The organism is Pandoraea horticolens (genome assembly GCF_902459555.1).
Taxonomy (GTDB): domain Bacteria; phylum Pseudomonadota; class Gammaproteobacteria; order Burkholderiales; family Burkholderiaceae; genus Pandoraea; species Pandoraea horticolens.
This window is the reverse complement of the sequence record NZ_CABPSM010000003.1, coordinates 112,217-125,848: the sequence shown is the minus strand read 5'-3', so window position 1 is coordinate 125,848 and position 13,632 is coordinate 112,217. Positions and strand designations below refer to the sequence as shown.

General features: G+C 64.7%; 12 protein-coding genes. 6 read left to right on the top strand and 6 right to left on the bottom strand.

Annotated elements, in window-relative coordinates:
* The first annotated feature begins 12 nt into the window (after positions 1-12).
* Positions 13-1,455 (top strand): patatin-like phospholipase family protein, encoded by a 1,443-nt coding sequence (locus PHO31112_RS07230; protein ID WP_150619884.1) that lies wholly within the window; start codon positions 13-15, stop codon positions 1,453-1,455.
* Here the strand turns inward: PHO31112_RS07230 and murB are convergent.
* A complete protein-coding gene (gene murB / locus PHO31112_RS07225) occupies positions 1,445-2,461 on the bottom strand; it encodes a UDP-N-acetylmuramate dehydrogenase (protein ID WP_150619883.1) in 1,017 nt (338 codons plus the stop codon). The genes PHO31112_RS07230 and murB overlap by 11 nt on opposite strands.
* A 234-nt stretch (positions 2,462-2,695) precedes the next feature.
* On the opposite strand from murB, the gene PHO31112_RS07220 reads away from it, so the two are divergent.
* Entirely contained in the window at positions 2,696-3,181 is a 486-nt protein-coding gene (locus PHO31112_RS07220; RefSeq protein ID WP_010807150.1) for a YajQ family cyclic di-GMP-binding protein, read from the top strand.
* Positions 3,182-3,268: 87 nt separating this feature from the next.
* Here PHO31112_RS07220 and plsY read toward each other — a convergent pair whose 3' ends face one another.
* Together plsY and ybaK are read right to left on the bottom strand one after the other, a co-directional pair.
* Positions 3,269-3,871, bottom strand: a complete 603-nt coding sequence (plsY, locus tag PHO31112_RS07215) for a glycerol-3-phosphate 1-O-acyltransferase PlsY (RefSeq protein WP_150619882.1) — start codon at positions 3,869-3,871, stop codon at positions 3,269-3,271.
* Between the two features lie 137 nt (positions 3,872-4,008).
* Positions 4,009-4,503 carry a Cys-tRNA(Pro) deacylase gene (gene ybaK / locus PHO31112_RS07210; protein ID WP_150619881.1) on the bottom strand — a complete coding sequence of 165 codons (495 nt, stop codon included), beginning with the start codon at positions 4,501-4,503 and terminating at the stop codon, positions 4,009-4,011.
* Positions 4,504-4,617: 114 nt separating this feature from the next.
* Between ybaK and PHO31112_RS07205 the strand changes: the two genes are divergently transcribed.
* Positions 4,618-6,183, top strand: a complete 1,566-nt coding sequence (locus PHO31112_RS07205; protein WP_150619880.1) for a class I adenylate-forming enzyme family protein — start codon at positions 4,618-4,620, stop codon at positions 6,181-6,183.
* Between the two features lie 28 nt (positions 6,184-6,211).
* On the opposite strand, the gene xerD is transcribed toward PHO31112_RS07205, so the two are convergent.
* The gene (gene xerD, locus PHO31112_RS07200) at positions 6,212-7,099 is read right to left on the bottom strand and encodes a site-specific tyrosine recombinase XerD (protein WP_150620100.1); all 888 of its coding nucleotides are present in this window, start codon (positions 7,097-7,099) and stop codon (positions 6,212-6,214) included.
* 218 nt (positions 7,100-7,317) lie between these two features.
* Positions 7,318-8,577, bottom strand: a complete 1,260-nt coding sequence (queG, locus tag PHO31112_RS07195) for a tRNA epoxyqueuosine(34) reductase QueG (protein WP_150619879.1) — start codon at positions 8,575-8,577, stop codon at positions 7,318-7,320.
* A gap of 8 nt (positions 8,578-8,585) precedes the next feature.
* Between queG and tsaE the strand changes: the two genes are divergently transcribed.
* Positions 8,586-9,110 (top strand): tRNA (adenosine(37)-N6)-threonylcarbamoyltransferase complex ATPase subunit type 1 TsaE, encoded by a 525-nt coding sequence (gene tsaE / locus PHO31112_RS07190; protein ID WP_150619878.1) that lies wholly within the window; start codon positions 8,586-8,588, stop codon positions 9,108-9,110.
* Positions 9,092-10,570 carry an N-acetylmuramoyl-L-alanine amidase gene (locus PHO31112_RS07185; protein ID WP_150619877.1) on the top strand — a complete coding sequence of 493 codons (1,479 nt, stop codon included), beginning with the start codon at positions 9,092-9,094 and terminating at the stop codon, positions 10,568-10,570. Before tsaE ends, PHO31112_RS07185 begins: the two co-directional genes overlap by 19 nt.
* A gap of 87 nt (positions 10,571-10,657) precedes the next feature.
* Here the strand turns inward: PHO31112_RS07185 and PHO31112_RS07180 are convergent, their stop codons facing one another.
* A complete protein-coding gene (locus PHO31112_RS07180) occupies positions 10,658-11,326 on the bottom strand; it encodes a VTT domain-containing protein (protein WP_150619876.1) in 669 nt (222 codons plus the stop codon).
* 241 nt (positions 11,327-11,567) lie between these two features.
* Here PHO31112_RS07180 and mutL point away from each other — a divergent pair, with 241 nt between their 5' ends.
* Positions 11,568-13,631, top strand: coding sequence for a DNA mismatch repair endonuclease MutL (gene mutL / locus PHO31112_RS07175; RefSeq protein WP_425495163.1), 2,064 nt, complete (start codon positions 11,568-11,570; stop codon positions 13,629-13,631).
* The last annotated feature ends 1 nt before the right edge of the window (position 13,632 follow it).

Sequence of the window (13,632 nt, the reverse complement as noted above, 5' to 3'; positions counted from 1 at the left end):
CCGCTACTCACTATGTCGCGTCTTCCCCCCGAATCCGCCGACGATACTGCCGGTGACAAGTCTTCTGCAACGCCTGCCGATACGCAGGCGTCATTCCAATCCTCTCTGACGGCCGACGCCGTTGCACCGCCAGCGAACGACACGAGCACGGACCTCGAGCCGACGGATGTCCCGCTGCTTCCCCCTGACGGCCTCACCCGGCCGGCACAAACCGGCAAGGCATCCGGGAAAACCACCAACCCTCGCGCACGCAAGCGCACCGACGACGACATCAACGACACCGACGACGCCATCGCCACCAGAGGCAGCGCAGGAACGTCCGATGCCACGCAGGCCAGCAGCGCCCCCGCCAAATCCACGAAATCCGCGCGCAGCAGCCGCAGCGGCCCGAAGCGGAAAGGCATCGATCTGGGTCTGCAAGGAGGTGGCGCTCACGGCGCGTACACATGGGGCGTGCTCGACAAATTGCTCGAAGACGGGCGTCTCGAGTTCGAAGGCATCAGCGGCGCATCCGCCGGGACGATGAACGCCGTCGTACTCGCGCACGGCCTGCTCGACCGCCCGGGCGTCGATCCGCGCGAGAAAGCGCGTGAATCGCTGCACAGTTTCTGGCTCGGCGTGTCCCAAGCGGGCTCGTCGGCCACGGCGTGGGCGCAAACGGTCTTCAGTTGGCTCAACGGCCGTCCGACCGAGTACCCGGTCTGGCACGACTGGATGCAGAGCATGCAGCAGTGGATGATGCCGTTCTCGCAGCCCGCGGCCGAAATCAACCCGCTGCGCACCGTGCTCGAAGCGCAGGTTGATTTCGATCGTTTGCGCGAGAGTACGGAGACGCACCTGTTCGTCTCCGCGACCAACATCCGCACCGGTAACATTCGCATCTTCCGCACGCACGAAATTACGCTCGACGTTGCGATGGCGTCGGCCTGTCTGCCGTGGCTGTTCAAACCGGTGAAGATCGACGAGGACTTTTACTGGGACGGTGGTTATCTCGGCAACCCCCCGCTCTATCCGTTCTATTACGAGACGGTCACGAGCGACATTCTGATCGTGCACATCAACCCGATCGAGCGCAAAGAGAAGCCGGTGTTGCCGGGGCAGATCATGAATCGTGTGAATGAAATCACGTTCAACGCGTCGCTTCAGCGCGAATTCCGCGCCATCTCGTTCGTGCACAAACTGCTCGACGAAGGATGGCTCAAGCCGGAGTTCCGCAAGCGTCTGAAGTACCCGCTGATTCACTCGATTCGTGCAGATAAAGAGCTGTACGACCTGTCCTCATCGACGAAATTCGTCACCGACTGGAATTTCCTCACGACGCTGCGAGACCGTGGCCGCGAGGCGGCGAGCCGATGGCTCGAAGCGCACTTCGCAGACGTGGGCGTGCGCTCCACTGTCGACCTGCGGCGCGACTATTTACAGCGTCTTCCCGACGCCACCGCCATCAAAGCATGAGCGGTTCGGGCTCGAGTGCGACACCGAAGCGCTCCTGCACGCTGGCTTGCACGGCGCGCGCGAGCGCCACGATATCGGCGCCCCTCGCGCCGCCGAGATTGACGAGCACCAGCGCCTGACGTTCATGCACACCTGCCTGGCCGAGCGACTTGCCGCGCCATCCGCATTGATCGATCAGCCAGCCCGCCGCGACCTTCCATGTGCCGTCAGGCTGGGCATAGCCGACCGTCTGCGGAAAGCGCTCACGCAGCGCGGCGAACGCCGCCGCATCCACGACAGGGTTCTTGAAGAAGCTGCCTGCATTGCCGAGTTCGAGCGGATCGGGCAGTTTGCGACGGCGAATGTCCACCACCGCATCGAAGATCTGCCTGGCGTCCGGCCGCTCGATACCCGCCTCGGAGAGCGTGCGCGACACATCCGCATAGCCAGTGACGGGCTGCCACGACTGCGGCAGCCGCAGCGTCACACCGACGATGATGTAACGCCCCGGCTCGCGTTTGAACAGCGAATCGCGATAGCCGAACGCGCATACCTCGCGGGTGAGCGTGACGAACAACCCCGTCGTCGTATCGAGCGCGCGCACTTCGGCGAAGCGTTCGGCCAGCTCCAACCCGTAGGCCCCGATGTTCTGAATCGGCGCCGCGCCGAGCGTACCGGGAATCAGCGCGAGGTTTTCCAAGCCGGGACAGTCCTGCGTGAGCGTCCAGTCGACGAATTCGTGCCAGACCTCGCCCGCACCGCCGCGTACGTAGCGCGCGTGGGCATCGTCGGCGAGCCGTTCGCGCCCGCGAATGGCCATCCGGAAGACAACGCCGTCGAAGTCACGCGTGAGCACCACATTGCTGCCACCGCCCAGTACCAGACGCGGCAAGCCCGCCAGTTCGGGCATGGCGAGCGCGTCGACAAGCGCCGCCTCGCTGTCGATGGTCACGACGAAGCGGGCGGTCGCCGGCAAGCCGAAGGTATTGAGTTCGCGCAGACTGACGTCGCGTTGCAACTGGGGCATGGAATAGGGTGAAGCCAGTGGGCGCCGCCGTGCCGGGCGTCGTCCGGGAGGGACGCGGGACCGACGGCTGAATTACAATGTCGGGCGAAAGAATTTTGCGCATCATTATACCGGCCGCGCGGCCGTGCCCCGCGCCGTTCGGCAACCCCGGACGGACACGCCACCGCCGCCCGTATCACCCCGGCACGCCCGGCGTGCCGTTTTCACGAACCCTTTGCATTTCAGGAGAGCCAGATGCCATCGTTTGACGTGGTTAGCGAAGCCAACATGGTAGAGGTCAAGAACGCCATCGAGCAGGCCAACAAGGAAATCTCGACGCGATTCGACTTCAAGGGATCGGACTCGCGCGTCGAGCACAAGGAGCAGGAACTCACGCTCTTCGCCGACGACAACTTCAAGCTCGAACAAGTCACACAGGTGCTCGTCAGCAAGATGGCCAAGCGCAACGTGGACGTGCGCTTCCTCGACTACGGCAAGGTCGAGAAGATCAGCGGCGACAAGGTCAAACAGGTCGTCAAGGTGAAGAAGGGCGTCGAAGGCGACCTGGCCAAGAAGATCGTGCGTCTGATCAAGGACAGCAAGATGAAGGTGCAGGCAAGCATTCAGGGCGACAGCGTTCGTGTCTCGGGCGCCAAGCGCGACGACCTGCAAAGCGCCATGGCGCTGCTGCGCCGCGACGTGACCGACACCCCGCTCGACTTCAACAACTTCCGCGACTGACACGCGCGGCAGGCACACAAAACCCGCAGACTCGCTGCGGGTTTTTTATTGTCCGAAACCGGCTCGCATCGGGCCGGAATACCGGCCTTACTTCTTCTGTCCGATGCGGCTTTCCTTGCCCGCCATCAGCTTGCCGATGTTCGCGCGGTGCCGGTGGATCAGCAGAATCGCCATGACGATCACCGCCGGCGCGTAAGGCCCTAAGCCGAACATGAACACGTAGTACAGTGGCGCGAATACGGCGGCCACCAGCGCGGCGAGCGACGAATAGCGGAAGAAGATCGCGATGATGAGCCATGTGGCGATCACCGCCAGTCCCAGAATCGGATCGATGGCCAGCAGCACACCCGCAGCCGTCGCCACGCCCTTGCCGCCCGCGAAGCGCAGGAAGATCGGGTACAGATGGCCGATGAAGACCGCGAGGGCCACGGCCGCCAGACCGAAGTCACCCACGCCCCAGGCGCCGGCAAAGCGTTCTGCGAGGAACACGGCAAACCAGCCCTTGAAGGCGTCGCCGATCAGCGTGAGCACAGCGGCTTTCTTGTTGCCGGAGCGCAGCACGTTCGTGGCGCCCGGATTACCCGAGCCGTAGCTGCGTGGATCGGCAAGCCCCATCGTGCGGCTGACGATCACCGCAAACGGCATCGAGCCGATCAAATACGCGAGAACGATAAAAACCAGTGTAGCCATGAACTTCGTTAGTGAGCAGAATTTGTATTGGCCGCCATTCTACTTGAGCGGCCCGGTCACCCCATTCTGGCAAACACGGGGTTGCGCCGAGGCGCAAAGTGCCGGGCAGGCGGCCTTCCGATACGGGCTTTAAGGGGTCACTCGTCGCTCAACGCGCACGACACCGGCTTGGCCCCCAGCGTATTGAGCAGCACGGAAGGCGCAATGCCGATGAGATATCCCCGTCGTCCGCCATTGATGAAAATCTGCGGCAGATCGAGAATCGATGCCTCGACGTACACGGTCATCGTCCGCTTGGTGCCGAACGGCGACGTGCCCCCCACCTGATAGCCGGAATAACGCTGAGCGACCTCCGGCTTGCAGGGCTCGACACGCTTGGCGCCGATCTGGCGCGCGAGATTCTTCGTCGAAACCGTCCGGTCACCGTGCATGAGCACGATCAACGGCCGGGCTTTTTCGTCTTCCATGACGAGGGTCTTGACGACGACATGCTCGTCCACGCCCAACTGACGTGCCGATTCGCCGGTGCCGCCATGATCGACGTACTCATAGACGTGTTCCGTGAAAGCCACCTTCTTTTGCTTCAGAAACTGCGTGGCCGGCGTTTCCGAGACGTGTTTGGTCTTGCTCATGGGCGCCTATTGTAATGAAACGCACCGGCGCTGCGGTCCCGGAATACGCGCGACGCGTCGCTGCGGCCATCCCCCTGCGCGGCCTCATGACGGCACCCGCATTACAATGCGGTCATGTCTCCCCCTCTCGACACCTCGCTTCAAGACACCTTCGCGGCCACGCTGCTCGCGAATCTGCCCGCACGCATCGACACCCTGCCCGCGCGCATCGCCGCGCAAACGCCCGGCCGCATCGCCCTGATCGACGACTTCCGCCGTCTGACCTACGGCGAACTGGCGAGCGCCGTCGCCGCCAGCGCCGAGCGCCTGCGCGCGCATGGCGTGCGGGGCGGCGACCGCGTGATGATCGTCGGCGAGAACGGCATCGCCTATGTGGTACTGCTGCTCGCCGTCGCATCGCTTGACGCCTGGCCGCTGCTGAGCAACGCGCGGCTCTCGCCGACGGAGTTGAGCGTGATCCGCGATCACGCGCGCCCGCGCTGCACCGTCTACACGATCGACGCGTCCCCCGACGCTGCCGCCCACGCCCGGGCGGATGCCGCCAAGGTCGTCTGGACCGAACTCGCACTGGGGGCCATCGCGGCGTCCGACGTCAATCCCGACAGTCTCGTCGAACCGGTGCAAACCGACCCGGCGGCGCAATGCGCGGCGCTCATCTACACGACAGGCACGACAGGCACGCCCAAGGGCGTTCGTCTCTCGCATCGCAATCTGATGTTCATCGCGGCGGTATCCAGCACCTTGCGACGCGTCGGTGCCGACGATATCGCTTACGGTGTGCTGCCGATCTCGCACGTCTATGGCCTGACGTCAGTGTGTCTCGGCACGCTGTACGCCGGCGGCACGCTGCGCCTTGCCGCGCGCTTCACCCCCGAGGCCGTGCTCGACTCGCTCGCTCACGACGGACTGACGATCCTGCAAGGCGTACCTGCCATGCACGCCCGCCTGATGGCCTACGTGACGACGCAAGGCGCCTCGCTCATCGCGCCGCGTCTGCGCTTCGTCTACTCGGGGGGCTCGCCGCTCGACGCCGCGCTCAAGGCGCGTGTCGAAGCGTTCTACGGCCTGCCGATTCACAACGGCTACGGGCTGACCGAATGCAGTCCGACCGTCTCGCAAACGCTGCTCGATGCGCCGCGCGACGATTGTGCCGTCGGTCCCGCGATCCCCGGTGTGGCGGTGCGCATCGTGGGTCGTGGCGGACAGGATCTGTCCGACGGCGAAGTGGGCGAACTCTGGGTACGCGGCCCGAACGTGATGCTCGGCTACTACCGCGCGCCGGAACTCACGGCCGCCACCGTGACCGAAGACGGCTGGTTGCGCACCGGAGATCTTGCCCGTCGCACCGCCGACGGTGCGCTCTTCCTCGCCGGACGCGCCAAGGAACTCATCATCCACTCCGGGTTCAACGTCTACCCGCTCGAAGTCGAGCAGGCGCTGACGAGCCATCCGGATGTGCTTCAGGCCGCAGTGCTCGGCCGCCCCGAAGAAGGTGACGAGCAGATCATCGCGTTTGTGGAAGCGCGCCCAAGCCACACCATCGACGTGGCATCGCTGGCCGCATGGGCGGCGACGCGCCTTGCCCCGTACAAGCGCCCTGCGCAGATTCGCGTGCTGGACGCCCTACCCGCCGCGTCGACGGGCAAGGTGCTCAAGCACAAGCTCAAAGCGCTGCTTTGATGGCGCGGCATCCCCCCGCGCAGGACGATCACCCTCGCGGATGATGCTGCGCATGCAGCAATTTGAGGCGCTCGCGCGCAACGTGCGTATAAATCTGCGTGGTGGAAATATCGGAGTGCCCGAGCAGCAACTGCACCACGCGCAGATCGGCGCCGTGATTGATCAGATGGGTCGCGAACGCGTGGCGAAGCGTGTGCGGTGAGAGCGGTGCACGAATATCGGCCTGCGACGCATAGCGTTTGATCAGATACCAGAACGCCTGCCGTGTCATGCCCTCACCGCGTTGCGTGACGAACAGCGTGTCGCAGGCGCGGCCGCCCAGCAGCACGCCACGGCTCTCGGCCAGATAGCGCGTGAGCCAGCCATTGGCCTCTTCGCCGAACGGCACCAGCCGCTCCTTCGCCCCCTTGCCGAAAATGCGCAGCACCCCTTCGTTCAATCCCACTTCGATGGTCTTGAGCGAGACCAGCTCCGACACACGCAAACCGCTCGCGTACATCAACTCGAGCATGGCGCGATCGCGCAGCCCGAGCGGCTGCGTCAGATCGGGCGCAGCCAGCAGGGCTTCGACCTGCGCTTCGGATAACGTCGAGGGCAATCGCTGCGCACGCTTGGCCGACGCGATGCGCAAGCATGGGTCCTGCTGCACGATGTGTTCGCGCAAGGCCCACTGATAGAAGCGCTTGAAGACCGACAGACGGCGGTTCACGCTGCTCGCCAGACTATCGCGGCGCCATGCCAGATAGGCGGAGAGCGCCGCCTCGTCCACGCCATCGAGTGCGGTCTCGCGCTTGGCCGCCAGCCACTCCGCGAAGAGACGCAGATCACGCCGGTACGCATCGAGCGTATTGCGCGAGAGCCCGTCTTCGAGCCAGATCGTGTCGCAGAACTGGTCGATGAAAGCGATGCTGCGCACGAATGCAGCGCTGTCGGGATCGAATTCGAGCCGTGACGACGGGTTGGCGGTGTCGTCGGTGTCCTCGGTGCGGCTATGAGCGGCGTCGAGCGCCGCCTGTTCGAATGGCTCGTCGGCGTCGTCGAACGTGTCGAGACCAGCATCGCTCGCGCGATCGCTCACGTTGTCGATCTCATCGCTCGTTGCGACGGTACCGGTCGATTGGCGTGCCCGCGTGCTCAAACCGTGACTCCTTCCTGGGCCAGCGCCCATTCGACATGTTCGCGCACGAGCGCGGAGGGATAATCGCGTCGCGCCAGCAAGGCGTCGCGCAGGGGGATGCGCTCGCCGGTGTCCGCCGTCTCGCGCAACGCGTTGCCGAGCCCGATGGCCAGATTGCGCAGCCACCGTTCATGGCCGATACGACGAATCGGGCTGCCCGCCAGCTTATCCATGAAATCCGTTTCGCTCCACGCAAAGAGTTCGACGAGCGAGGCGCGGTCAAGCCGGTTGCGCGGGGCGAAATCGGTCAGCGGCGACGGCTGGGCAAACTTGTTCCACGGGCAGTAGAGTTGGCAATCGTCGCACCCGTAGATGCGATTGCCCATCTTCGCACGCAGATCCTCGGGAATCGCGCCCTTGTGCTCAATGGTCAGATACGAGATGCACAGGCGCGCATCGACACGGAATGCTTCGGTAATCGCGCCCGTCGGACAGACATCCCGGCATCGCTGACACTGCCCGCAGTGTTCGCCGCGTTGCATGCCGCGCGCCTGGCCCTCGTTCGGCGCCGTCGCGTCATCGACATCCACCGGCAAGGGGATGTCGACAAAGATTTCGCCAAGGAAAAAGAGCGAACCGGCGTCGCGCGAAAGCAGCAGCGTGTGCTTGCCGCGCCAGCCCAGCCCCGCCTTCTGCGCGAGTTCGACTTCGAGCACCGGCGCCGAATCGGTGAACGCGCGGTAGCCGAACGGCCCGATGGCCTGTGCAATGCGATCGGCCAGTTGTTGCAGCCGGTTGCGCATGACTTTGTGATAGTCGCGTCCGCGAGCGTAGACCGAGACGACCGCCTCGGCGGGCATTGCGGCACGCGCCGCTTCGCGCTGACGCCAACTCGCCGTATCGGTGTCGCTTGGGAGATAGTTCATGCGCGCGCTGATGACGCGCACAGTACCGGGAACCAGTTCGGCTGGCCGGGCGCGCTTCATGCCATGCGCGGCCATGTAGTCCATATCGCCGTGACAGCCGTCGTCGAGCCACTGTTGCAGGCCCGCTTCGGCGTGCGAGAGGTCGGTGTCCGTGATGCCGATTCTGCCGAAACCGAGTTCGTCCGCCCACGCGCGAATCTGGCTGGCAAGGGCGTTCAGGCGCTCGGCATCGAGCGCCTGAGGCGTCGCATTGTCGCGCGAGGGAGACACTTCCGAGGAATTCGGACGTGCCGATAGCTCGACTTGTGCGGCGGTAGCGGGGAAAATCACGGAAGCTTTCATTGACTCCATTTTACGCAATGCCCGATCCATCGACGCCGTCACCGCTGGGCGAGCGCATCTTCGCGCTGCCGGACGAAGCTGCCACCGAGGCCTTCGCTGCGGCGCTTGCGCGCGCCGTTCTGGCACGCATGGCACACACCGACACCGCACACGCGGGCCTGCACGTGCAGCTCTCGGGCGATCTCGGCGCGGGCAAAACCACACTCGTGCGTGCGCTGCTGCGCGCGCTGGGCCACACGGGGCGCGTCAAAAGCCCCACGTACGCGCTGTGTGAACCATACAACATCGACACCCCACAAGGCGTGCTGCCGGTCTATCATTTCGATCTATACCGCTTCGCCGATCCGGCCGAATGGCATGACACAGGCTTTCGCGAGCACTTTGCAGGCGACGCCCTGTGCCTCGTCGAGTGGCCGGAGAAAGCCGAAGGTCTCCTGGGCACCCCCGATTTGAGCCTTTGGCTGGAACCTGTTGGCAATAGCCGCCGTCTGACCACAAGCGCCTATACGCCAGCCGGTCTTGCTTGTCTGAACTCATGCTGATCAAACGCTTCGCCCGTACCGACGACGCTTCATCGCCCAATGCCGGCCGCCGCCGCGCACTGCGCGCCGGCGCATCGACACTGATTCTCGCCCTCACCGGCCCCCGCCTCGCGTTCGCCAATGCCATCGTGGCGGTACGTGTCTGGCCGGCCAGGGACTACACACGCGTCACGCTCGAGACCGACAACCCGGTCAAGTTCCAGCAACAATTGATGGAGAGTCCGAACCGCTTCGTCATCGATCTTGACGAAGTGGATCTGAGTCCTGCGCTGCGCGACCTCGTCTCGAAGATTCAGCCGAACGACCCGCAAATCATGCAGGTGCGTGTGGGGCAGTTCAAACCCGGCGTCGTGCGCATGGTCTTCGACCTGAAGGCCGGCGTGAAACCGCAGTCCTTCACGTTGCCACCGGTCGCGGGCTACAAGTACCGCACGGTGTTCGATCTGTATCCGGCCGTCGAACCCGATCCGCTCATGGAATTGCTCGCCAAGTCCGGCCACAAGGCCGAAGCCTTGGCGCAAAATACGCCGCCCGCCTCATCCATATCGCCTTCATCGGGGGCAGGCACCCCGAGTACGGAAGAAAGCGAAGCGTTCTTCCAGCGTTATGCGCAGCGTGAACAAGGGCCGCGTCCCTCGCGGACGGCCCCCGCGCCGGCACCGGACAAGATGCCGACGCTCGCCCAGCGCAAAGGCGACGATGACGACGGTCTGTCCACGCCACTGCCGTCGCGTGGCCCGAAAACCGCGCGCCTGCTTACCATCGCCCTCGACCCCGGCCACGGCGGGGAAGACCCGGGCGCCATTGGCAGCAGCGGCACGTACGAAAAAGTGGTGGTGTTGCAGATCGCCAAGCGGCTGCGCGAGAAGATCGATGCACAGCCCAACATGCGCGCAATGATGACCCGCGACGCCGACTTCTTCGTGCCGCTCGGCGTGCGCGTGCAGAAGGCCCGCCGGGTGGACGCCGATCTGTTCATGTCGATTCACGCCGACGCGTTCACGTCGCCATCGGCGAACGGTGCGTCGGTGTTCGCGCTGTCCGAGCGCGGCGCAACGAGTGCGACGGCACGTCTGCTGGAAAAGACGCAGAACGCGTCGGACCTGATCGGCGGCGTCAACATCAAGACCAACGACCGCGCCGTGGCGCACGCGCTGCTCGATATGTCGACGACCGCGCAGATCCGCGACAGCAAGGTGTTCGGTTCGGCGCTGCTCGCCGAGATTGGCACGGTTGCGGACCGGCTGCACAGTAAGAACGTCGAACAGGCTTCCTTCGCGGTGCTCAAGGCACCGGATATCCCGTCGGTGCTGGTCGAAACAGCCTTCATCAGCAACCCCAAGGAAGAGCAATATCTGAACGACCCAGCGTATCAGGAACGGCTCGCCAACGCACTCCTCAAGGGCATCAGGGCTTACTTCGCCAAGAATCCGCCCATCGCGAAAAATCGTACGGCCTGATCGCCGGCCACAAACCACGCCCCAAATGAAAATGGCGCGCCCCGGTCACGGGACGCGCCATTTTTTATTGACCCGGCGGGGTCGAGCTTACTCGCTCTGGCCCGGCGCCACGCGGCGACGGCCGCGCGTGAAGAACTTCCAGAGGGCGCCGAGGGCAATCGGCACCACGGCCGCCGAGATCCCGACCAGCACGATGATGTTCAGGTACTCCTTGACGAACGGCAGGTTGCCGAACAGATAGCCGGCCCCTACGAGCATCACCACCCAGATCAATGCGCCGACCAGGTTATAGAGTTGGAAGCGCGTCCACGACATGGCCGACACGCCCGCCACGAACGGAGCGAACGTGCGCACGACCGGCACGAAACGTGCCATCACGATGGTTTTGCCGCCATGGTGCTCGTAGAATTCATGCGTCTTGCGCAGGGCGTCGCGATCGAGAAAACGCCAGTTCTTCTCGTACACGCGCGTCCCGATCTTCGAGCCGATCCAGTAGTTCAGCGTGTTACCACTCACGGCGGCGATGAAGAGCAGCACGCCGAGCAGCCACGGATCCATCGCGCCGGTGGCGGCGAATGCGCCACCGATGAACAGCAGGGAATCGCCCGGGAGGAACGGAAAGAGCACCAATCCTGTTTCCACGAACACAATCATGAACAGGAACAGATACACCCAGTTTCCGTACTGATCGATGAACATCTCCAGATGTTTATCGATGTGGAGCACCATCTCCAGCAATTGCACCAAAGTATCCAAGACGATTCCTCAAGATAAAGGACGCCGGCCCGTCCCCGCGGGCGCACGACGAATCGCATCATACCAGCGCAAGCGTCGGGCGTCGTTAAGTCCCCGTGACAGCCGGCCTCGACCTGCCAAGGGCGCGCCGATCGCCTGCCTTGCGCCCTCAACCATTCCCATGATGGGAGAGGGACGCATTTTCATGGGTATTGCAGGCGGAAATGTCGATCGACTCATATCTTTGAGGGCAACCTTTATAATGGTTCCCATGTCTGCCACCCCGACCTCCGCCCCCGCGGCGCAAGACCTGGGCGCCGCGCCCGGCGACGCCAGCACCGACGCCCCCGTGCGCCGCCCCGGCCCCATGCCGGCGGGCCTCGCACCGGCTCGCGCCATCCGTGTCCTCCCCGATCAGTTGATCAGCCAGATCGCCGCCGGCGAGGTGGTGGAGCGCCCGGCGTCCGTCGTCAAGGAATTACTCGAAAACGCACTCGACGCGGGTGCCCGGGCTCTCCAGATCAAGCTCGAGGAAGGCGGTGTGCGCCGCATCGCGATTACCGATGACGGCGGCGGTATGTCCGCCGAGCAATTGCCGCTCGCGCTCACCCGTCACGCGACCAGTAAGATCCGCACGCTCGACGAACTGGAATCGGTGCTCACGCTCGGTTTTCGGGGGGAAGCGCTCGCCTCGATCGCATCGGTCGCTCAACTCACCCTGTCGAGCCGCCAGACCGATGCCCCGCATGCGACCGCCATCGACGGCAATACGGGCGCTCTGACGCCCGCGGCGGGCCCCGTGGGCACAACGGTCGACGTGCGCGACCTGTACTTCAATACCCCTGCACGGCGCAAATTCCTGAAGACCGAGCAAACCGAATTCGGCCATTGCATGGACGTCATTCGACGCAGCGCCCTGGCGCGGCCGGACGTCGGCTTCTCGATCCTGCACAACAACCGGGCGGTAGAGCACTGGAACGCCTCGGACGCCGCCACGCGCGTCTCGCGCGTGCTCGGCAACGATTTCGCCGACGCACACCTCCCGCTCGACGAAGGTGCGGCCGAGTTGCGCCTGTCCGGTTTCGTCGGTCTGCCGACGGCCAGCCGGGGCCGCGCCGACCAGCAGTTCTTTTTCGTGAACGGCCGCTTCGTTCGCGACAAGCTGCTCACTCACGCGGTGCGCGCCGCGTACGAGGACGTGCTCCACGGCGACCGCTATCCCGCTTACGTGCTGTATTTCGAATTGCCACCGCAGTTGGTCGACGTGAACGTTCACCCGTCGAAGATCGAAGTGCGGTTTCGCGATGCGCGTAGCGTCCACCAGTTCGTGTTCCACGTCGTGCAACGTGCGCTCGCGCGCGCAGCGGGCAGCGGTGGCGCAACGCACGCGGCGCATCTGAGCGAAGGCGGTGGTCTCGCCCCCGGGCCGGGTGCCGCCGGTGGCGGCAGCGGAAGTGGCTTCATGGGCGCGCGTCCGGCGGCGGGCTTCGGCACGCCGGGTGGCAGCAGTTGGAATCCACGCATGCAGCAAGGCTCGCTGCCGATGGCGCAACCGCTGTCTGTCTACGACAATCTGTTCGGGCGCGCCGCACCGCCCGCGCCGCGTCCGTATGGTCAGCCAGGTGTTACCGATGCGCCCTCGCCCCCGTACGGCACTGCCGGCGCAACGCAAGACGGCGCGGCGCTGGGCGGCGAGCCCAGTGCATTGCCTGCCGGCGCCGCCCCCGACGCCATGTCGCTGGAGCATCCGCTCGGCTTCGCGCTCGGTCAGTTGCACGGCATCTACATCCTCTCGCAGAACGCTCACGGTCTCGTGCTGGTCGATATGCACGCGGCGCACGAGCGCATTCTGTACGAACGCTTCAAGCAGGCTCTGGTGGAACGCAGCGTGCCTGTGCAGCCGCTGCTCATTCCGGTGACGTTCTTCGCCGACCCGGTGGAAATCGGCACGGCCGAAGAGCATCAGGAGACACTCACCGCGCTCGGCTTCGACCTCGCCGCCGTGTCGCCGACCACACTCGCCGTGCGCGCCATTCCCGCGCTGCTCGACGGTGCCGATGCGCAAGCCCTCGCGCGTGCCGTGCTGGCCGACCTGCGTCAGTACGGCGGCTCGCGTGTGCTCACGGAGCGCCAGCACGAACTGCTAGGCACGCTCGCGTGCCACACGGCCGTGCGTGCCAACCGGCGTCTCACCCACGAGGAAATGAACGCCCTGCTGCGACAGATGGAAGCCACCGAGCGCGCCGATCAATGCAACCACGGCCGTCCCACCTGGTACCAGCTCACGCTCGGCGACCTCGACAAGTTATTCATGCGAGGACGTTGAG

Coding starts and splice junctions, on each gene's coding strand:
- PHO31112_RS07230 (WP_150619884.1), top strand. CDS start 13: ATGTCGCGTCTTCCCCCCGAATCCGCCGACGATACTGCCGGTGACAAG.
- murB (WP_150619883.1), bottom strand. CDS start 2,461: ATGCCCCAGTTGCAACGCGACGTCAGTCTGCGCGAACTCAATACCTTC.
- PHO31112_RS07220 (WP_010807150.1), top strand. CDS start 2,696: ATGCCATCGTTTGACGTGGTTAGCGAAGCCAACATGGTAGAGGTCAAG.
- plsY (WP_150619882.1), bottom strand. CDS start 3,871: ATGGCTACACTGGTTTTTATCGTTCTCGCGTATTTGATCGGCTCGATG.
- ybaK (WP_150619881.1), bottom strand. CDS start 4,503: ATGAGCAAGACCAAACACGTCTCGGAAACGCCGGCCACGCAGTTTCTG.
- PHO31112_RS07205 (WP_150619880.1), top strand. CDS start 4,618: ATGTCTCCCCCTCTCGACACCTCGCTTCAAGACACCTTCGCGGCCACG.
- queG (WP_150619879.1), bottom strand. CDS start 8,577: ATGGAGTCAATGAAAGCTTCCGTGATTTTCCCCGCTACCGCCGCACAA.
- tsaE (WP_150619878.1), top strand. CDS start 8,586: ATGCCCGATCCATCGACGCCGTCACCGCTGGGCGAGCGCATCTTCGCG.
- mutL (WP_425495163.1), top strand. CDS start 11,568: ATGGTTCCCATGTCTGCCACCCCGACCTCCGCCCCCGCGGCGCAAGAC.